Annotated in this window: 19 protein-coding genes and 1 pseudogene; 6 read left to right on the top strand and 14 right to left on the bottom strand. The window is 55.1% G+C overall.

Annotation, left to right across the window (positions count from 1 at the left end; all coding sequences use genetic code 11):
* Nucleotides 1-18: 18 nt before the first annotated feature.
* The 7 genes from KI379_RS04420 to KI379_RS04390 all read right to left on the bottom strand — a co-directional run bounded on the left by KI379_RS04420 (nt 19) and on the right by KI379_RS04390 (nt 7,908).
* The gene (locus KI379_RS04420) at nt 19-1,110 is read right to left on the bottom strand and encodes a carbohydrate ABC transporter permease (RefSeq protein ID WP_089546004.1); all 1,092 of its coding nucleotides are present in this window, start codon (nt 1,108-1,110) and stop codon (nt 19-21) included.
* A 1-nt stretch (nt 1,111) separates the two neighbouring features.
* A complete protein-coding gene (locus tag KI379_RS04415) occupies nt 1,112-2,194 on the bottom strand; it encodes a carbohydrate ABC transporter permease (RefSeq protein WP_212982890.1) in 1,083 nt (360 codons plus the stop codon).
* A gap of 142 nt (nt 2,195-2,336) precedes the next feature.
* Nucleotides 2,337-3,749, bottom strand: coding sequence for an ABC transporter substrate-binding protein (locus tag KI379_RS04410; protein ID WP_212982889.1), 1,413 nt, complete (start codon nt 3,747-3,749; stop codon nt 2,337-2,339).
* Between the two features lie 351 nt (nt 3,750-4,100).
* Nucleotides 4,101-5,105, bottom strand: a complete 1,005-nt coding sequence (locus KI379_RS04405) for a LacI family DNA-binding transcriptional regulator (protein WP_089546000.1) — start codon at nt 5,103-5,105, stop codon at nt 4,101-4,103.
* A gap of 317 nt (nt 5,106-5,422) precedes the next feature.
* The gene (locus KI379_RS04400) at nt 5,423-6,190 is read right to left on the bottom strand and encodes a MerR family transcriptional regulator (protein WP_076170297.1); all 768 of its coding nucleotides are present in this window, start codon (nt 6,188-6,190) and stop codon (nt 5,423-5,425) included.
* Between the two features lie 155 nt (nt 6,191-6,345).
* The gene (locus tag KI379_RS04395; protein ID WP_234489423.1) at nt 6,346-6,699 is read right to left on the bottom strand and encodes a winged helix-turn-helix transcriptional regulator; all 354 of its coding nucleotides are present in this window, start codon (nt 6,697-6,699) and stop codon (nt 6,346-6,348) included.
* Nucleotides 6,700-6,828: 129 nt separating this feature from the next.
* Entirely contained in the window at nt 6,829-7,908 is a 1,080-nt protein-coding gene (locus KI379_RS04390) for a hypothetical protein (protein WP_212982888.1), read from the bottom strand.
* A 133-nt stretch (nt 7,909-8,041) separates the two neighbouring features.
* Here KI379_RS04390 and KI379_RS04385 point away from each other — a divergent pair, with 133 nt between their 5' ends.
* Nucleotides 8,042-8,506: a MarR family winged helix-turn-helix transcriptional regulator gene (locus KI379_RS04385; RefSeq protein ID WP_212982887.1), complete on the top strand. Its 465-nt coding sequence runs from the start codon at nt 8,042-8,044 to the stop codon at nt 8,504-8,506.
* Between the two features lie 28 nt (nt 8,507-8,534).
* Here KI379_RS04385 and KI379_RS04380 read toward each other — a convergent pair whose 3' ends face one another.
* Nucleotides 8,535-9,818, bottom strand: coding sequence for an MFS transporter (locus tag KI379_RS04380; protein WP_306433637.1), 1,284 nt, complete (start codon nt 9,816-9,818; stop codon nt 8,535-8,537).
* A 110-nt stretch (nt 9,819-9,928) separates the two neighbouring features.
* On the opposite strand from KI379_RS04380, the gene KI379_RS04375 reads away from it, so the two are divergent.
* A complete protein-coding gene (locus tag KI379_RS04375) occupies nt 9,929-10,675 on the top strand; it encodes a MerR family transcriptional regulator (protein ID WP_244879189.1) in 747 nt (248 codons plus the stop codon).
* 178 nt (nt 10,676-10,853) lie between these two features.
* Here KI379_RS04375 and KI379_RS04370 read toward each other — a convergent pair whose 3' ends face one another.
* A complete protein-coding gene (locus KI379_RS04370; RefSeq protein ID WP_212982886.1) occupies nt 10,854-12,662 on the bottom strand; it encodes an Ig-like domain-containing protein in 1,809 nt (602 codons plus the stop codon).
* 310 nt (nt 12,663-12,972) lie between these two features.
* On the opposite strand from KI379_RS04370, the gene KI379_RS04365 reads away from it, so the two are divergent.
* Together KI379_RS04365 and KI379_RS04360 are read left to right on the top strand one after the other, a co-directional pair.
* Nucleotides 12,973-13,716 (top strand): SDR family NAD(P)-dependent oxidoreductase, encoded by a 744-nt coding sequence (locus KI379_RS04365; protein WP_212982885.1) that lies wholly within the window; start codon nt 12,973-12,975, stop codon nt 13,714-13,716.
* Between the two features lie 238 nt (nt 13,717-13,954).
* Nucleotides 13,955-14,524 (top strand): TetR/AcrR family transcriptional regulator, encoded by a 570-nt coding sequence (locus KI379_RS04360; protein WP_167372871.1) that lies wholly within the window; start codon nt 13,955-13,957, stop codon nt 14,522-14,524.
* Between the two features lie 3 nt (nt 14,525-14,527).
* On the opposite strand, the gene KI379_RS04355 is transcribed toward KI379_RS04360, so the two are convergent.
* Nucleotides 14,528-15,190, bottom strand: a complete 663-nt coding sequence (locus KI379_RS04355) for an O-methyltransferase (protein WP_212982884.1) — start codon at nt 15,188-15,190, stop codon at nt 14,528-14,530.
* Nucleotides 15,191-15,336: 146 nt separating this feature from the next.
* Here KI379_RS04355 and KI379_RS04350 point away from each other — a divergent pair, with 146 nt between their 5' ends.
* A complete protein-coding gene (locus KI379_RS04350) occupies nt 15,337-16,227 on the top strand; it encodes a LysR family transcriptional regulator (protein WP_212982883.1) in 891 nt (296 codons plus the stop codon).
* A gap of 75 nt (nt 16,228-16,302) precedes the next feature.
* On the opposite strand, the pseudogene KI379_RS04345 reads toward KI379_RS04350, so the two are convergent.
* The 3 genes and pseudogenes from KI379_RS04345 to KI379_RS04335 form a co-directional block, all read right to left on the bottom strand.
* Nucleotides 16,303-16,821: pseudogene (locus KI379_RS04345) on the bottom strand (TRM11 family SAM-dependent methyltransferase); the annotation flags it as partial.
* Between the two features lie 10 nt (nt 16,822-16,831).
* Nucleotides 16,832-17,326: a THUMP domain-containing protein gene (locus KI379_RS04340; RefSeq protein WP_212982882.1), complete on the bottom strand. Its 495-nt coding sequence runs from the start codon at nt 17,324-17,326 to the stop codon at nt 16,832-16,834.
* Between the two features lie 447 nt (nt 17,327-17,773).
* The gene (locus tag KI379_RS04335; protein WP_076170306.1) at nt 17,774-18,253 is read right to left on the bottom strand and encodes a GNAT family N-acetyltransferase; all 480 of its coding nucleotides are present in this window, start codon (nt 18,251-18,253) and stop codon (nt 17,774-17,776) included.
* A 150-nt stretch (nt 18,254-18,403) separates the two neighbouring features.
* Between KI379_RS04335 and KI379_RS04330 the strand changes: the two genes are divergently transcribed.
* Nucleotides 18,404-18,742 carry a VOC family protein gene (locus KI379_RS04330; RefSeq protein ID WP_089550074.1) on the top strand — a complete coding sequence of 113 codons (339 nt, stop codon included), beginning with the start codon at nt 18,404-18,406 and terminating at the stop codon, nt 18,740-18,742.
* A 68-nt stretch (nt 18,743-18,810) separates the two neighbouring features.
* On the opposite strand, the gene KI379_RS04325 is transcribed toward KI379_RS04330, so the two are convergent.
* Entirely contained in the window at nt 18,811-20,031 is a 1,221-nt protein-coding gene (locus KI379_RS04325) for an MFS transporter (protein ID WP_212982881.1), read from the bottom strand.
* Between the last annotated feature and the right edge of the window lie 12 nt (nt 20,032-20,043).

Raw genomic sequence — 20,043 nt, 5'->3', positions numbered from 1 at the left:
TGTTACCCGGAGGTACCGTTAACCTTTCACCGATCCGCCCATCAGTCCTCTGACGAAGTACTTCTGGAGCAGGAAGAAGATCGCAAGCGGCATCAGCATCGAGATGAAGGCGGCGGACGTCAGCAGGTGCCAGTCGTTCCCGCGGGAGCCGACCAGATCGGCGATTTTCATCGACATGACCTGCACTTCCGGCTGGTTGCCGATAAAGATCAGCGAGACGAGATAGTCGTTCCATACCCACAGAAACTGGAAGATGCCGATGGAAGCAAGCGCCGGGACCGACAAGGGCAGGATCAGCCGGCTGAAAATGGTGAAGTGGGTAGCCCCGTCCATAAAGGCCGATTCGAACAAGTCCTTTGGCAACTGGCTGATGAAGTTGTACATAAAGTACGTAACCAGCGGCAAGCCAAACGCCGTATGCGCCAGCCAGATCCCGAGGTAGCTGCCGTTCAGGCCGAGCGAAGTATAATCCTTTAGCACGGGGATCAGCGCCACCTGAATCGGAATGACCAGCATCGCGATAATGACGACGAACAGCGTCTTGCGTCCCGGGAACCGCAGCCAGGCGAAGGCGTAGGCGGCGAAGGAAGCGATCAGGACCGGAATAACCGTCGCTGGTACCGCAATCGTCAGCGTATTCCAGAACGCCTGGGATAAGCCGGTTCCCTTCTCCTTCGACTCGCTGCCGTCGGCATTTTTGATCGTATATTCCTTGCCTGTGATCACGTTTTTATAGTTATCGAGCGTCAGTTTGGACGAGCCGACCCAGCCCTGATCCTGCACGCTGATTTCGCGTGCGCGGCGGTTTTCCCAGGTCAGCCGCTTCCCGTCCTGCATGACGCCGCTCTTGAGCTGGTCGTCCGTATACGTCTGGCCATTCACTTCGATCGGCCCGCGCAGGTCGACATCCTTGGACAGCTGGATCGTGTCCTTCGTTTTCCATTCCTGGTGAGGGAACACCTTCCACCATCCGGTCTCCAAAATATCCGCAGCCGGACGGAAGGACGAAATCAGCAGCCCCAGCGTCGGCAGCAGCCATACGAAACAGATGATACCGAGCACGATGTTGACGATCCACTTTTTGCTTCTTCTTTTCTTTTTGCCTGCCATGTCAGAATCCCCCCTGCTTGCGGAACTGGCGCAAATTGATGATGATGACCGGCAGGACGGCGATCAGGAGCACGATGGCCAGCGTTGAGCCGTAGCCGAAGTTCCGGTACATGAAGAACTGCCGGTAGAACTGGGTCGCCACCACTTCCGTGCCGTACTGCCCGCCCGTCATGACCATGACCACATCGAAAATTTTCAGGGTAAACACGATGATTGTCGTCGTGACGGTCAGAATCGTCGTCGAGATAAACGGAATGATGATGCGGAAGAAAATGCGGATTTCGCCGGCACCGTCGACGCGGGAGGCTTCCAGAATATCGTCCGGCACGCCCTTGATGGCCGCCGAGAAGATGACCATGGCGAAGCCCGTCTGCATCCAGATCAGGATGATGATCAGGAAGAAGTTGTTCCACGGCTGGAGCATGCTGACCCAAGCCTGGGGCTCACCGCCGAGCGCCATGACGATGGCGTTCAGGAGGCCGATCTGCTCGTCTCCCGGCTGGTAATAGTACACAAACTTCCAGATGACGCCGGCCGCCACGAAGGAAATGGCCATCGGCATGAAAATGATCGATTTTGCGATCCGCTCATAACTGCTCCGGTCTGCAAGAATGGCAATCAGCAGCCCAAAGGCGACACACGCCAGTGTTCCGACGAAAACCCACAGCAGGTTGTTGCGCAGCGCGGTTGCGAGCAGCCGGTCGCTGAAAATGGCGATATAGTTGCCCAGACCGACGAACTTATCAGAAGACGCATTGAAAAAGCTCAGGTACAGCGTACGCAGCGCCGGCAGCACGAGCAGCCAGCCCAGCACCAGAACCGCCGGTCCGATAAACACATACGGGAGCACTCTGCGGCTGATCCGGTCGGGAAACTTCTCCACCGCCCAGGTAAACGTATAGTAAATCAAGTAAACGCCCAGAACGCCCCATAGAACGGCCAGCACTGCGGTAAGCAGCGGGTTCAGGGACGAATCCCGGAAAAAGACGAAGATCACGCCGTTGACGGCGATATTGGCGATCAGGACGCCCAGAAAGATGAGCAGCGCCTTGATGCTGAATCCCGGTTTCGTTTGCGTATTCATAGGTATCCTCCTAAACAGACGACTTCATGGGTTGATCAAACGCGGGGAGGAAAAAGAGAGGCCGACGGATCGCAAAACCCGATCAGCCTCTTTCCTTGCCCCATCCCTGCCTCTCCGCTGCCAAAAAGCTAAGCGGCTGCGGTTAGTTGTTCCAGCCGGCCTGAATTTGCTTCAGCGCCTCATCCAGCGTCGCGGTGCCGCTGACATAGTCGGTCATGCCCTTCCAGAACGTACCGGCGCCCACTTTGCCCGGCATCAGGTCGGAACCGTCAAAGCGGAGGGTCGTCGCATCCTGGACCAGCTTCGCCATGCGCCGGTCGGACTCGGAGGTGTACCAATCGAGCGAAGCGTCGTTCATCGGAGCGATCACGCCGCCGGACTGCACCCACGACTTGATCGATTCGCCGGTCGTGAAGAACTCCATCACCGCGCGGACTTCCGGACGGTCGTTGAACATGGCATAGATGTCTCCGGCCACAAGCACCGGTTTGCCGTATTTCGAATCGATCGGCGGCAGGTAGAACCAGTCGTAGTCCTGGTCGACCTTAGCCGTTTCAGGGAAGAAGCTGGTAATAAAGTTGCCTGTCAGGTTGAACCAGGCTTTCGGAGGATTCTCGAACATCGGTTTCGGCGCATCGCCGAAAGCGGTCGTCACGATCGATTTGGTGCCGCCATACACATAGTCCTTGTTCATCCAGATTTTGGACATGAGCTCAAACGCGTTTTTCACTTCAGGCGAGGTGAAAGGCAGCTCGCCTTTGACCCATTTGTCGTAGTTTTCAGGTGTTGTCGTACGCAGCATTATGTTTTCGATCCAGTCGGTACCCGGCCAGCCGGTAGCCGCGCCGCTCTCGATGCCGATCGTCCATGCCGGGTCTCCGTCCTTGGCGATCTGCTCGGTCAGAGCCATCATTTCGTCCCAAGTTTCCGGAACTTTGTAGCCGGCTTCCTCAAACTGCTTTTTCGGATACCAGACCAAGCTCTTCACGTTGCTGCGGTTCCAGATGCCGGCCATAATTTTGCCGTCCTTGCCGTCCATCGTCCCCATGTCGAGCCAGCTTTGATTGTAGTTTTTCTTCAGCTTCTCCTGGTCCAGAACTTTGGTCAGATCCACCACTTTGCCGGTCTTGGCGATCGAGGCCAGCAGGCCTGGCTGCGGGAAGTCGGCGATATCCGGCGCGTTGCCGCCGTCCACGCGGACGTTGATGGTCGCCTCGAACTCCTTGGAGCCTTCATATTGAATATCGATGCCCGTTTTATCCTCAAAGTCTTTGATGCTGGATTCGAATTTCTTCTGGTCCGCATCTACAAACGGCCCGAACATCGTCACTTTGGTGCCTTTATATTTGCCCTGAAGCGCCTCCTCCAGCGGCGAACCCGGTGTGGCCGCAGGCTCGGTTGCCGTCGTTGTCGAACTTCCGTTGTTAGACGCTGTACCAGCAGGTTCTGTCGAAGGACCTGCATCCTTGCTGCTTCCGCAGGCGCTCATCACCATGGTAAACGACAGTCCCAGCACCATCAGCAGCGATAGTTTGGGCTTTGATGTTTTTTTCATTTTGGAACATCCCCTTTTCTTCATTTAGAAAACGATTCATGATTCCTGATTCAGGTTACGGATGCCATCACGGGTTCCTAGCTTAGCGGCCGCTCACCCCCTTCACAGAATTGAATTCGGCGCCCTCCTGAAACATCCAGTTCATACACCAATGAACATATTGGTCAAATACAACGCTTACATGAATCCGGGAGGAAATCCCCCTCTGAAAAGCTTTTCAATATCGTGTAAAAAAAAGAGCTATCGACGTATCTTCACAGCAGACAGACCGCATTTAGCAGAAGTTTATCGCGAGATTTGGAAGCGGAATCTCCGAAGCTTTTACTTTCTGATCTCTAAAAAAAGATCTGCTTATCTCTGGCGGGATGACTCCCTTACGATCAGCTTATGCTTCATCATCTCCTTTGGGACCTTCACACTGCCTGTCGTAAGCAGTTCATGAAGCTTCTCCGCCGCGCGGTATCCGAGCTCGTAAATCGGCTGGGCCACCGTCGTCAGCTTCGGAATGAACATATTCGCCATCCGCAGATTGTCGAACCCGACGACCGACACCTGACCCGGCACGAGAATATTCCGGTCCTTCAGATACGAGATCGTCCCCATGGCGAATTCGTCCGCCACGCAGAAGACGGCCGTAATGTCCGGATGGGCGGAAAAAAGCTCGTGCGACGCATGATAAGCCTGCTCGAACCGGTGTTCCGCGTACGCCACCCTTTCGATGTTATGAGTGAGCCCGCCTTCCTTCATGGCCCGGACGAAGCCTTCGTAACGCGGCGGCCCCGATACCGAGTTCACATGGTTGAAGCCGATCATACCGATCTCCCGGTGGCCCAGCTCAATGAGGAACTTCACGGCCTCATAGGCGGCCTCCTCGTCGTCGACCTCGACGCTCGGAACCTCGAATTCGTCCGAATGCGAGGACAGCAGCACGAACGGGATGCGGCATGCGGTGAGCTTCTCATAGTACTCCGGATACAGGATATCGCTGGCGAAGACGATGCCGTCCACCTGCTTCTCGCGGAAGGCGTCGATGTACGACAGCAGACGGTCCTTGTCGCGGTCGGTGTTGCAGATCATCAAGCTGTATCCGAGCTTGACGCAGGCGTCCTGCATCCCCCGGATGATCCCGGCAAAGTACATGTTCTCGATATCCGGGATAAGGAGCCCGAGGGTAAAGGACTTTCTGTAAATCAGTCCCCTGGCAAAGGCGTTCGGCTGATACTGGAGCTTCTCGATCGCTTCGAGTACGCGTGAGCGCTTGGCCTCCACCACCGATTCGGGCGAGTTCATGACCCGCGAGACCGTACTGATGGAGACACCGGCCATCTTGGCAACATCTCTGATTGTTGGTTTCATGTAGGCAACTTCCTTTTTAAGAAAACCTTTTCAAGGCGATTATAGCAAGGGTATTTCGAGTTGGCAACAACTTTTTTAAGCGCTTACAATTACCTTTTTATGCCGAAACGTTTTTACTCATTTAAGGTGCCTATAGCTGCATAGGGAAAGGTTCTTCGTTCTCCCAGCAAAAAAAGCCCCATCAGGGCTTTTAGGTAATGCGCCAAACGTTCGCGGTTTCTTTCGGGAAGGTCAGCTGTACATTGGTCCCGTCTGGGCTCCGGTACGGATTTATAAAATTGCTACATGGACGAAACCACGAACTTCGCAGTCCCGGTTCAGGACTTCGCCATCCCTGTGTAGACCAGAATTGCGTCCCGCAGAAACTCCGCCGCTCCCGGCTGCTTCGCATCATAGTAAGCCTTGAAGCGCTCGTCGTCCACATACATCTGGGCCAGCCCGGCATGCGCCTCTTTGCTGTAATCGCTCCAGTAGTACGTCAGCCACTGCTTGTGGAGGTCAGCCGTCTTCTGGGCGAGCTCACCGGCAGGATCCCCGGTTTGATAAGCCTGCCCAAGCGTGGACAGCACCTCATCGGCCAGGCGCGACACCTCTTCGTACTGCTCCTTGGTCATGTTTTTCACCTTGGCGTTGGAACGCTCGATGGCCGCATCCCCGTACTTCTCACGGATTTCCTTGCCGTACTTCTGTTCGTTATCGTCAATGAGCTGTTGTTTGAAGCCTTCAAATTTCTGCTGATCCGTCATGTTCATTCTCCCTTCCTGATACTGGATCGTCCGTTCCACGTTGGCAATCAGCCGGTCCAGCTGCCTGCGTTTGTCAAGAAGCTTCTCACGATGTTCCTTCAGAGCTTCGCTGCTGTTAAAAGAAGGTGAGGACATCAGCTCCTTGATGCGGTCCAGGCTTACGTCCAGCTCTCTGAAAAATAAAATTTGCTGCAGCCTGTTCACCTCATCTTCCCCATAAATCCGGTACCCTGACGAATTGATCCTAGCCGGCTTAAGAAGACCGATTTCGTCATAGTACCTCAGGGTCCGGGTGCTGACACCCGCGAGCCGTCCCAGCTTCTGCACGGTGTATTCCATGGGATCACCTCCTGACGGTTTCACTGTACACCTTTACGTAACGTCAATGTCAAACCTATTTTGCACACAACAAAAAGGACTTACCAGGCCGACCTTCAGACGAAAGCCATGCCTTGCAGCCCTTGAAGTAACATTTGACCTATGGCTATGTTCCATTATTCAGCTGAAGCAGGGTTCCGCCCGCCCCATTTGTCCACCCATCGCTCCATTTCCTTTAAGGCGAGCTGGAAATCGGCGCCCTTCTCCGTCAGCGAATATTCGACGGTCACCGGGACCGTGGGGAACACCTCGCGGTTCACAAGTCCCATCCGTTCGAGATGCCGGAGCGTATCCGTCAGCGACTGGGTTTTGATCACGGACGCATTGCGCTGGAGCTGATTAAACCGCTGCGGGCCCTTCAGCAATTCATCCAGAACGAGGAACGCCCATTTGGTCTTCAGGATTTGCAAAACCTCGCAAATTTTCGAGCCCGACTCTTCGGGATCATATTTCAAAGCATGATCTTCCAAAGTGCTTCACCTCCCTCGTGTTCGAGAAAAAAGTACCGACATTATCCCGCCTGGCCAGCAGGATGCTGCCCTGAATATATAGCTTCAGCATGCCCGTGTCAATGAGCGGATGGTACGCTTGCCGGATTTCTACGGCCGATCATAAAGCTCGCCCAGTGCCGCAAAGGAAGCCTTCGTATCCCACGGCATCCCGGGATAGGCCGCCCCTGTCCGCCCGTCTTTGAACGTGCGCACGACACTGTAGCTCGCCGTATCCAAATTTAAGGCCGGCTCTTCGTCATACGGATAGCTTGGCATGGCAAAGGTAAACCAAAAGGCTCCATCCACCCCTTCTTCCTGAAAAATATCGAAAAGCTCCCTCATGTACCGGACCTGCACCTGTTCGTTCCTCACGACGGCCTCCCCCAGCCGCTTGGGCGAATGTCCATGATCTACGACGTTCCAGCCAAAACCTCCCCGGTCCTGCGCCCCTTCGTAGGTGCAGCATCCGAATTCCGTGATGACGACCGGTTTCCCGTGCTTGAAATAGGAGCGCAGCTGCTTCCGGTAGTGCTTATCGTTATACGCATCGCGGTAATGATCGGCCGAAACGATGTCAAAGAGATCCCAATTCACATTTTCCCACGTACCGGAAGCATAGGTGACTTGCCCGTGGAAATGCTCCCGGATCACGTTTACGGCTTTGCTGAGAAAAGCGTTCAGACGCTTATGAAAAGATCCCTTTCGAATGGTGTATTTGAGCAGCCGCCAAGGACTCATCAGCACCCCGATTCGGTCGAAGGACGCAGCTCCTTCCAATATCCCTTTCATGAACAGGCTCAGCTCGCAGCCGGCCACAAACACGACATCCGCTCCTTTTCGCCGCAGCGTCTCCGCCGCGATTGCACATTCCCTGTAGTACTCGAGCATCGCTTGTTCTTCCTCATCGATCAGAGCCGGGGAAAACCACACCTCGAGCCCCTGATGGAGAGCGCATTCCGAAGCCGCCACCAGCCTGTCCACATCCCTGCCCGAAATACGGATACTGGTGCAGTGCAGTTCGCTCTGGATGATCTCCATTTCCTTCCGGACGGTCTCCGGATCAAAAAGTTCTCTCGAGGAGGGCTGATCCGGTCCCCGGGTGTACGTTCCGACATCATAGTTGATTCCCCTCCGGCGAGGACCGCCGCTCCTGCGATTTATTGGATCATTGGCCATGCTGCGGGTCATTAGGGTTCCTCCTCTGTCTCATTTTTAATTAATATTTATTTACTATTACTGTTGATATTTTGCTTTAATACGTGAATAATATAAATAAATATTTACTACCTGTCAAATGGACAGGGATGAAGGAGAACACGCCATGAATTCAGACAACTCCAGGCTTGCCGCAGCTTATATTCAGCTGATCCCGCTGCTTCACCGCGGCTTTGACATGCCTTCTGCGCGGCAAATGTTGCCTGAGCTGACGCATTTGCAGTACCACGTGCTCGAGGCTTTATATCATCAACCGGATAGTTATTCGATGAGCCTTCTGGCCAAACATCTGCATATTTCCAAGCAGCAGCTTACGCCCCTGATCGCCAAGCTTGAAGAGAAGGAGTGTCTCACCAAGCAGCCGGACCCACAGGATAAGCGTCAGATCGGACTGTCCTTGACCGAGAAAGGCCGACGGATCGTAAGCAGCCGGTGGGAATCCTTCCACCACGAGCTGAGCCAGCAGCTCGATCTTCTCAGCGAGGAGGACCGAAGCGATCTCGGCTTCTGCCTTGAGAAGATGACCCGAATCCTGCGCCGGTTGGATCCGGATACGGCTAAGGCGGATTAGCCCGGCCTGCCCGGCCGGGCTTGATCCGTTACTCGGGCCGGCTTGCGAGAGCGGATTCCCGCTGCCGGTACAGTGGGAGCACGATAAGCAGGCCGATCAGCAGGCACAACCCTGCCAAGCTGTAGATGATTCCGAGCGGTAAGCGGCCGGCGAGCACGCCGGACAAGCTCATCATCAAGAGCATGGCTCCCGTCATAAGCGGCGTGCGGATTCCGCTCACCCGTCCGATGTATTCGGGCTCCGTATGCTGCATGACGAGCGTTTGGTTACCGATGAATATCGCCGGCTGCAGCAGGGCAATAACGAACTGGGCCAGCATCGTGAGCCACAGCATACCGGACCATCCGGTGACGGCAATCCCGGCTGCATTGACGATCAGGCCGAGCATCAGCAGCGTCTGGGGAGCCATGCGGCCGGCCAGCGCAAACGCGGCGATCCCGCCGGCAATCTCCCCGGCGCCATACGGGATGGACAGCCATTTCAGGTGATCGGCGGGAAGACCGAGCTTGTCGGTCACAATGAAGACGCTTAGCGGCGAAATGAGGCCGATCCCCAGACCGACAGCCGCAAAACAGAGACTGAGCCGACCCAGTACGCGGTTCGAAGTGACATAACGGATGCCGTCCCTCATCTCCCGGAATACCGAGGTTCCTTGTCTTCGGCCGCCCCCTTCGGCCTTGAAATCGGCTGGAATCCATCCCAGCACGGCGGCGGACAGCAGAAAAACAGTCCCGGTCAAGCCCATGGAAACGCCGATGCCGAAGGTTTGGTACACCCATGTCCCCAGAACGGGGCCGAGCACCATAAACACGGCAAACATCGTCTGAAACACAGACATCGCCGGCTGGATCAAGTCCGCTGCGGCCCGTTCTTGAAACAGTCTCATTCCTGACGGCTGTGACAATTGGGACAGCACGGCGGATATCAAGGTAGGGAAGAATACGGCTTCCCAGGCACCCGATTTCATGGCCGCGAGGACGATCCAGATGGAGACGGCGGCGAGCGCATCGCACCAGATCAGCGTTCTGCGCGGCGGCCACCGGTCGGCGAACACGCCTCCGATCAAGGCAAATACCAGCATCGGAGCGTACTCGGCAACCGAGATCATAGAGACGGCGAAGGCGTCGCCGCCAGTCTTGTTCACCACATAGAGCAGCACTGCGAAGTTCCGGATCCAAATGCCGGTTTGCGTCAGCAGATTGGAAATGAGGACGATGCGAATCCATGGATGATGTAACAGCTTTGACGAAGCGAACATATTCTTCGACTCCCTTCCTGGTTTGGATTTCATCATGTGCGTTTCGGATTCCATGATGCAGCCTCCTCCAAGGGGAGAGTCAATGAAACATTTTTTCAGGTTCCCCGCTTGACTCTGACCTTAGGGGAGGCTATACACTAACCGCGAAAGGAGGAAAGGACCAGGTGTACACCGTGAAAGAAGTATCGGAGCTGTCGAATGTCACCATCAAGACGCTCCATCACTACCACAAGATCGGCCTCCTGATGCCGAGGGAGATTACCGAGGCGGGATATCGGTTATACGGCATGGAAGAACTGGAGCGTCTGCAGCACATTTTGTTCTATAAGGAGCTCGATTTTCCGCTGGAGCAAATCAAGCAGCTGCTGGAGGATCAGCCGGGCAGAGCCGAGATTTTGTCCGGTCAAAGGGAACTTCTCCTAGGCCGGATGAGCCGGCTCGAGCGGCTTGTCCATACGCTGGATGAGTCCATTCAACATACACGGGAGGGAAAAGCGATGAATACGAAAGATATGTTCCAAGGATTTCAGAGCGAAGAGGAATGGAAGGAAGCGTTGGCGGAGCAAAGCCGCCATATCCAGGAGAATTACGGATACGACATGCTGGAAGAAAACCGGGTGGATCCGGCCGAGATGAACGAGCAGGCCGCGGAGGCGGTGCGCTTTATGAACGGAATGGCGCAGGCGCTGAAGGATGGCGTCAAATACGACGACGGTCAGATCCGGCAGCTGATCGCATCGCATCTGGAGGCTTTGAAGAAGCATGGACATGACACCGGACCGGACGCATTTGCTGCGCAGGCGCGTTTTTTCCTGCAGGACGACTTTCACCGGAACATGCTGGAGTCCCAGCAAACCGGCCTGTCCTACTATCTGTGCACCGCAGCCGAGGCGTTTGCGCATAACGCTTAACAGGCGTATTGGAAGCCATCAAGATCCAGGACCATCAGGATCGATGGACGCAAAAAGACGGATCAGCTGCAGCTGGTCCGTCTTTTTCCTCTTTCCAGGGTTTATTCATGGGAGGGGGCGATTGGAGAATTCCCGCTTCCCCCTTTGGTGCGGCTGACGCCGGCCAATTGCGTTTTCTTTAACGCTCCGAACCGGCCGAGCGCATCACCTGCACGTCTGCCATCACATGGCTGCCTTTATAAAAAGCATAAATCGTCGTGCTCCCTGCCCGCTTCCCGACCAGATTTCCTTCTGCATCGATATCCGCGATATCGGGGTTCTCGCTGCGGAACTTCGCCTGCTTGGTTACGTCGGTTTCCTTGCCGGTCAAGTAATCCAGCACAGTCAGACGGATATCGATCTGCGTGCCGGCGGCCAAAGAATACTCGTCCGAATCCAGTTGAAGCCGACCTTTGACCTTATCGAATTCGTCGCTGTCCTTAGGCAGCACCTGGACCTTGATCCTAGCGCTCAGCCCCTGGAATTCCGCAAGCAGATAGGTTTTCCCCCGCGAGACACCGATGACACGCCCGGAAGGGTCCGCCTCGGCAATGGACGCATCTTCGATGCTGTACACCGCCGCTGTGGACAGATCGCTGTGCGATCCATCCTCGTATACCGCCTCAAGCACGGAAGGAACGGTTTCCCCTTCTTTCAGCTTCAGTTCCTTTCCGGAAAAAGCAATGCTTGTCGGCTTGCGGTCATCCGCTGGCCCCTGCTCCTGAAAAGGAGCAACCTTAATGAGCTGGAACTTTGTCGTTTCCTCGCGCAGTACCGTGCCGGGAACGATGACGCCTCCATCCGGACCGGCGGCACCGATGCCGTAGCGGGATAAAGCCGCCTCCTTGAACAAATGGCGGTTCAGAAGGTTACCGTCCCTGTCCACAGTCAGCACATCGTACTGGATTTTCCGGTTCGAAGGGCTTCCCGAATAGTGGCCCCCCAGCAGGGCGTATCCGTCGCCCAACGGAATCAAATTGTTAAACACCTCATAGTCCGAGCCCTCCGTCTTGAACGTCTTCTCCCACTGCGGCTCCCCGTTCAGATCCGTCTTCGTCAGAATCGTAATGCGCTGCTGGTCTACCACCCGCTGGCTGCCGATCAAATAACCTTCGTCACCCGCGGGGATGACCGCAAAAGCGCCCCGGTCCGTGTGGGGATCACTGATCTGCTTAGACCAGACCTCCTGCCCATCCGCATTCAATTTGACGATCAGCAGCGCGTCCGGATCCCCTGCCTCATATTCCGGAGTATTCACCGCGCCCACCGCGATCAGCCCGCCGTCGACCGCTGGAATCAAATCGTCAAAATACTGGCTCTCCGCATAACGGTATTTGTTATACCACAGCTCCTGTCCCTGCCCATCGACCTTAAGCGCGTAAGCGGTCTCGTATCCCATCTTGGAGATGCCCTTGCCGCCGATAACGAAGCTTCCATCCTCCAGCTCCACCGCTGCCTTCGGCGTGCTGTAAATATAAGGATCATCCTGGGTCCGGTCCCACTTCAGACCGCCGTCGGCATCCAGTTTGGCCAGGTACATCTGGCTGTACGGCTCACCGGCCTGATTGGTGGATGTTCCGTACACGAGATACCCGCCGTCCCGGGTTTCAATCGCGGACAGCGCTTCATTGGTGCTCGAACCGCCGTAGGCCAACCTTTGCTCCCATTTCACCTCTCCCTCCGGGCTGAGCTTCATGATATACGCTTGTTGCTCATAATCGTCCCACTCCCCCGCAGGCACAACTTCCGTATAGCTGCCCAATGCCAGGTATCCGCCGTCCGAAGTGGGAAGAACGCCTTCACCGGCGGACCAGCTGCCGTATTCCCGAGACCATTCCATATGCGTCTGACTGTCGCTTTCAGCGCGGACTACCTCCGCCTTTCCTCCTGGCAATACAATCAACAATACCAACATCATGCTTGTAAATCGCAGTAAAAACCTGGACATATGCGCACCCCTCACGTCTCGTCTGATTAAATTCCATAATATTTCAATCTGCTCTAATTATGGGTTCAAATCATCCAGGTGGGTATCCCCCTAATCTCTTAAATCCCTGTGTCGTATGAACGGTTTTCCGTTCACCGATCAAGGCTATCTGCAACCCTCTGGACCTAGTTCGATGGAATGAGCCCGCATATAGCGCCATTGCATTCGTCATGAAAGTGTGCTAATAATTGTATGAACTATTTTACACAATGTAAACGAAATTCGCTGAAGCAGGATTCGTTTACACTTTATATTGGGGAGGCAATCTGGCATGAGATTACAAGGCAAAGTGGCGATCATCACCGGGGCAGCAAACGGAATGGGTGCGGCGGAAGCGAAATTGTTTGCCAAAGAAGGCGCAAAGGTCGTCGCAACCGACTTAAACGAGGCGAAGCTCAATGAAATCGTTGCTGAAATTACCGCAAACGGCGGTGAAGCCGTGGCGCTGAAGCAGAACGTCACCTCGGAAGAGGAATGGAAGACGATCGTTGCAAGAACGGTTGAGCTCTACGGCAAAGTGGATGTATTGGTGAATAATGCGGGCGTCGCAAGTCCCAAAACGATGGCCGATATGGAGATGGACGAGTGGAACAAGGTCATGGACATCAATCTGAACGGCTGCGTGCTTGGCATGAAGTACTGCATACCTGAAATGAAAAAGGCCGGCGGCGGATCGGTTATTAATATTTCATCCATCGGCGGCATTGTGGGCATGGCAGGGTCAAGCCCTTATACGGCTGCCAAAGGGGCGCTGCGCGCGTTGTCCAAATCCGCTGCCGTCGAGTACGGCAAGGATCGGATCCGCGTCAACTCCGTCCATCCCGGCATCATCGTCACGCCGATGACCGCTCCTTCGATGGCATCCGCCATGCCTTATTATGAGGCGCACACCCAGCTCCCTTACATGGGCGAGCCGGAAGACGTTGCTTATGGCGTCGTATTCCTGGCCAGTGACGAGTCCAGATTTATGACGGGTGCGGAACTCGTCATTGATGGCGGCTGGACGGCGCTGTAACGGGAGCATTTTTTTCTATCGCAAAATAACAGGGACTGCTTCTCAAATGGTTCGAACCTTTGAGGCAGTCCCTTTTTTCTCGGCTATTCGGCATCCTTCTATCGCATGATAGATCATCCGCAGATGACGTCTGGCTGCCTTGAATATACGTCGAATGACGTTTTTTATGCTAGTATAGAGTTACCAAAAGATAGGTGTGATGTGGGTGGAAAGAAAAGATCCAAGGCAAGTGCATTCGATGAAAAAAATACAACGGGCTTATTTGTCGCTGATGCTGAAGGAAAACGAAAAGAGCATCACCATTCAGCGCATCTGTCAGGAAGCTCATGTAACGCGGCCTACGTTTTATAAATTGTATAAAGATATCCTGGAATTGCGCATCGACCTGCATAATGCAATTTTAAACGATTTGAGGCAGTCCTTGACCATTACCCATCCCAAAAGGATTGACGAACTGCGTTCCGAGGACCTTCCGGAAAACATGGTCGCCCTGTTTGAGCATATCATTCAGAACCAGCTTGCCTATGAAGTCATGCTCGTGTATAAACCGGACGACTTATTCATTCAGGAAGTCAAAAACATCATCAGGCATTACGTAGAAGACGGCATTCGCGTATCCCAAACGTCCGAAGAAGGGCTCCGCATGGAGATGTCCTTCGTCATTGCCTACACAACGGGCGCTTATTTGGAAAGCATCGTCTGGTGGGTTCGCAGCAACTATAAATATTCCGCCGTCACCATGGCGTCCAAGCTGCTCGAAATCTCCTTCCACGGGCCATACAAAAACCCGATTTTATGGAATAAGTAACACTTATTTCACGATGCCAATCATAAATCCGTCGTACCCCTTGCTCCCCACCGTCTGCAGTGCCGTGGCCGAAATATTCGGATGCCCGCTGAGCATATCGTAGAACGTTCGGACACCCTGCACCCGCGGGTCGGTGCTGTGCCGATCGGCAATTTCTCCGTTGCGGATAACGTTGTCCCCGACAATGACCGTTCCCGGCCGGGAAAAATGCAGCGCCCAGCGGAGATAGTTCGGATTGTTCGGCTTATCCGCATCGATAAAAATGAGGTCAAACGGCTCCACCCCCTCTTTCTCCATTTGAGCCAGCTGTTCAAGCGCGTCCCCGGTACGTACTTCGATCGTCTGTTCCAGCCCCGCCCGGGCGATGTTCTTCTTGGCAACTTCGGCATGATACGGACTCAGCTCCAGTGTGATGATCCGCCCGCCTTCACTTAAGCCTCTAGCCATCCATATCGTGCTGTAGGCCCCCAGCGTCCCGATTTCCAGGATCCGTTTCGCCCCTTTGATTTGTACGAGCAGCTGCAAAAACTTCCCCTGATTCGCCGTTACATCAATTTCCGGGAGGTCCGCCTTCCGGTTCGCCACGATCACTTCGTCCAGCACCCGGTCATTCGGGCAAAGCCGGTCGACAATATACTCATCTACTTGTTCCCAAACAGGATTCATTCCCCGTCACTCCTCATCATTTGGTTTCAACTTTAGGATAGAAGCGCTTCTGGTTCTATTGTAGATCGTCTATAATGATATGAATAATATATCTTTAGCCGATTTTCATACATGAAAGATATGAATGGATGAGGAGTTGATACATCTTGAACCTGCACGCCCTGCGCTTATTTCATGTGATTGCTTCCACCGGGAGCGTGACCCGGGCATCCGAGCTGCTGAAGATCAGCCAGCCTGCGATTACCGCCCAGATCAAGAAATTCGAGAAGGAGCTGTCCCTGATCCTGCTTGAACCGCAAGGAAGGGGCATCCGGCTGACGGATGCGGGGAACAAAATAGCTGCGCTCGCCAAGAGGCTGTTCGCCGTCGAGCAGCAAATCGAGCAGCTGGCGCGGGATTACGGGCAGGGTACGGCCGGCCACATCCGCCTGGCGGCGACCTACCTGCCTGCGCACTTTCTCCTCCCGACCTGGCTGGCAAGGTTCAAGCAGCAGTATGAGCAGGTCGAGATGAGCATCACCACGACCAACTCCAGCGGGGCGCTCCGGCAGCTGCTGAGCGTCGAAGCCGACCTGGCCATCTATGGCGGGCTGCCGGAAGAATATCCGGACACAATTCAGACCGAGGAGCTGTTCCAGGACGAGCTGTGGTTCGTCGTCGCGCCGAATCATAAATTTGCGAACCGCCACCTGTCGCTTGCCGAAATGATGAGCGAGCCGTTTGTCATGCGCGAGGAAGGCAGCTCTACGCGGGAGCGGCTGTTCGCGCTATGCCGCACCTACAACGCCCCAGCCCCCAAAGTAGCGCTGCAGTTTAACGGTCTGCACGAGGCGATCACCGCCGTCATTGCCGGATATGGCGCCAACTTTGTCTCCTCGCTGGTCGTACGCGAATATGTGGCGCGGGGAGAGCTGTGCCGGGTCTATGTAGACGACGTCAGTTTGACGAACGTCATCGCCATCTGCACCCGCAAGGATGAGCCTCTGTCTCCGGCGGCCGCAAACCTGGTCGAGCTGATCCGCAGCCGCCCGGTGTAATGCGGCAAGCACTGTCGGCACACTGCATTCCGCCATATTGCCCGAAGTCCGTTTCAGCCGTGCGACAGGGCCGGATTAATCTTTTTGCAGCAAATAAATGGACGGATGCAGTCCCTTCAACCGGAGATCGGCTACCGTGGTCAAACGGAGGTGGGCTTTCTCGGCAGCCGCCAGCAGAGGACCCCCCGCATCGGTTAAACAGACGATCTGACCTCCCGATTTCAGCACCCGCTTCATTTCTCTAAGCACTCCTTCATACAACACGGGAATGCATGCTATGGACGAAATTTGCCTTCCAAAAGGAAGATTGGTCACCACTTTGCCGGCATATCCCGAATCCAGCGGCAGGCGCTGCCCATCCCATAGCTTAAGATGCACACCGGAAGTGTGTCCCATGTTGGCACGGGCAGCTGTGACGGCTTCCTCGGAGAGGTCTCCGCCGTGAATGCCGGCGTGAGGATACGCACAGCGCTCGGACAACACGGTCCCTGATCCGCAGCAGGGGTCAACGAAGATGTCGTCCCTCTCCGGACAGGACACCCACACGAGCGCGTGCGCAACGGTCGGCCGCAGGGCGGCCGGCGCAAATTCCCGCGTCTTTCCCCTATACCTGAACGCCGCATCCCGTTATCCTGATGGCAAAGACAGCCTCTTCCTGAACCAGATCAAGCCGAAACTCGAGCTGATGCCCGCCGCTGTGATCTTGTCTAAAATGCCGATAGCGCCGCATGATTCCCAATTCCGCAGCCTCTGCCGCATCAAACCTGCTGTAGGTATGGTTTCCCGCTCGACTGGCATTGACCTTAAAGCTAATCTTTTCGGAAGAATCCGGGCGGATCATGGATAAATCCAAACGGGAGATTTCTTGTTCAATGTCGTGCAAATGCAATTTATGAGGACCCACCGGGAACCGGTGGATAAAACGATACAGATTGTCGGCGGTCCGCAGCGCCAGAAAATGCTCTACTGGCGAGTCAGAGTCAAAATAAACCTTACCTCTAGTCTTGTCCTGGATACATTCACCGGAAATTTTAGCTTGCATTTCATCGGCGAGAATTTCTTCCAGCCCAGGCAGTACAGTAAAAAAGTAGCGTGGCATAATACATCGATCACCTCGTCATTGATGGTAAAGCCCGCAGAACGCGGTTTTTGCTCCGGCGGCCGGTTAGTGTGTTTCGAACATCTGCCCCGGAAACAAAAAAAACGCGAATGAACCAAAGTCCATTCGCGTCTTCTATGCAAAAAGGCACAGGCTGCCCCTAAGGCTGCCTGCAAAAGAACGTGATTAAGGAATTCCGTTTCATGACCATTCACTGCATCCCCGGAAGCTGCATATCAAATATACCCAGCCCCTATCGGGCTTGGATACCATGCCTCCGGCATGCTATTCAGTTTAGTTCACTGAATGAATGGTCAAGAAAACGGTCATCATCATCGTTCCAACCTCCATCAATTACGAAATTTTCCCCATTATATTACAGACCGCCGGATGGGGCAAGAGATCTGCGCGCCAACAAGCTTATTCCCTTTGCATCCCTCGAGAAATTCAGGCTGATGAATCAGCCTTAGCGACCGGCAGGCTCCATACCTCTTCTTCACCGTATACCGCCCCGGTTGGCGTAAAGCCTGCCGACTCGTACAGACGCTTGGCGATTCTATTGTTCCCATGAACGGTCAGACGGATTTCCCGGCAGCGGTCCCACCGGCTTAAGATCCAGCGGATCATCTCCGTCAAGGCGGCCCGGCCGTACCCTTGGCCCTGGTAGCGCTCATCAATCAAAAAGCCGTTAATCCAGTACATATCCGCCGTGTTCTCTTCACATGCGTGCATGATAAAGCCGACCATTCGCGGCCCATCGTATATGGCGAAAGGGATATAGTCGACATTGTCCCCATCGGGTTTAACGTAGACTTTGGCCAGCGATACAGCAACCGGTGGGGTGAAGCCGGCCTGTTCCTCCGCAACCCTGAGGGAAATGGCTTCCTCCCAATTTTCCCTTGTCACCTTCTGAAGCTGAATTTCCATACCGATGCCTCCTGCCAGGTGACGGGTTTTTATCGTAAACCCCACCTCTTTTAACCCCTATTATACCGAAACCTTATCACTTGCATAAAGGTCATATAATAAGGGGGTAAGCAAAGAAAGTCATCCCATTTTGAAAGGACGGCGGTAATGATGAAAATCAACCATTTGAATTTAACGGTGACCGATGTGGCGGCGTCACGGGCCTTTCTGGAAACTTATTTCGGACTGGAGTGCCGGGCGGCCCGAGGCGACAACTTCGCGGTGCTCTTCGATGATGACGGGTTTGTGCTGACGCTGATGAAGGGCCGTGAGGTGCAGTACCCCAAAACGTTCCACGTCGGCTTTCCCCAGCAGACCGAGGAGCAGGTCGACCGCATCAACCAAAAGCTGCTGGAGGACGGATACGACGTCAAGCCTCCGCAGCATGCGCACGGGTATACGTTCTACGTCGAGGCACCGGGCGGGTTTACGGTCGAAGTCCTCTGCTAAAGCCTGCCCCCGTCCCGATCTATACTGCCAGCCGGCAGGCTGATGCTCCGTCATCGACGGCCCTTTCCTTACTCTGCCAAGGGAAGGGCTGTTTCCTTTTCCTTCGCCCGCTGCTTATTTAGCACCTTCGCCGCTCCGGGCTTCGCGGCCAGCTGCTGAACCCCCACCATGGCCAGCGTGACGGCCAGCAGCACCGGGATGAGCAGCGTATAGCTGCCGGCAGCGTCGTGGATCACGCCAAGCAGCATCGGTCCCATCGCGCCAATTACGTATCCCACCGATTGGGTCATGGCCGACCAGGCCGTCGCCTGCTGAGCATCGCTTACCGCTTCGATCGGCATCATCAGATTGACCGGGAACAGCACGCCAGGACCGATGCCGATCAGAATCGCCGCCAGCCACGGCGTCACGGACATCCAGAGCATCAGGAAGCCGGCGGCCATCGACAGTGCGCCCAGCGCCAGCCAGAAGCGTCGGGAAGGCAGACGCCGGAGCAAGTGTGGAAACAGGAGGCCGACGGGGATCTGTGTCAGGGAGAACAGGACAAGCATGTTCGCCGCATAGTCTTTGCCGTATCCCATATGTTCCACGACCGGCGGCAGCCAAGCCGTGACCGAAAAGAACAGAACAGCGAGCAGGCCAAAGGACAGCGTGAGAGCCCATGCTTTGGCGCTGTTCCAGGGAAGTCCGGCCGCCCTTGCCGAGCGCTCCGCACGGGCAGGCCGACGGGTATGGCGGAGAACCGACCACCACCATACCGGCAGGGCGACGGCAGCCAGGATAGCCCAAACCGCCAGCGATTCCTGCCACGAATGGGCCCGGACCGATAAAGGCAGGGACAATCCCGATGCGAGCGCGGCTCCGACCGCCATGGATACGGTATAGAGCGAAATCATGACGGGTACCTTGGCGGGAAAATGCTGCTTAATGAACCCGGACAGCAGCGGACCTGCCGCAGCGATCCCGAGCCCGGACAGAACGGTGGTTAGCAGCAGGTATGCTGACGACCCGGTGAACCATCTCAGCACCGTACCGGCGCCGATGACCGCAATCGACCAGCCGATGACGCGCTCCAGGCCGGCACGCTGGCCCAGTTTGACCGCAAAGGCTGGAAATATCCCCATGCACAGCACCGGAATGGACGTAAGCAGACTTGCCGACAACGAGCTCATGCCCAAATCCCGCTGGATGGCTTGCAGCATGGGCGAGATGGAATTCATCGCGGGCCGCAAATTTAAAGAGGCCAAAATGAAGGCGACAGCCATCATGAACAGTGAAGGTTTTCTCATTATTTCTCTCTC

The organism is Paenibacillus cineris (assembly GCF_018333335.1).
GTDB lineage: Bacteria > Bacillota > Bacilli > Paenibacillales > Paenibacillaceae > Paenibacillus_AQ > Paenibacillus_AQ favisporus.
The sequence above is the reverse complement of the archived record's forward strand: the minus strand, read 5'-3'. Positions and strand labels throughout refer to the sequence as shown.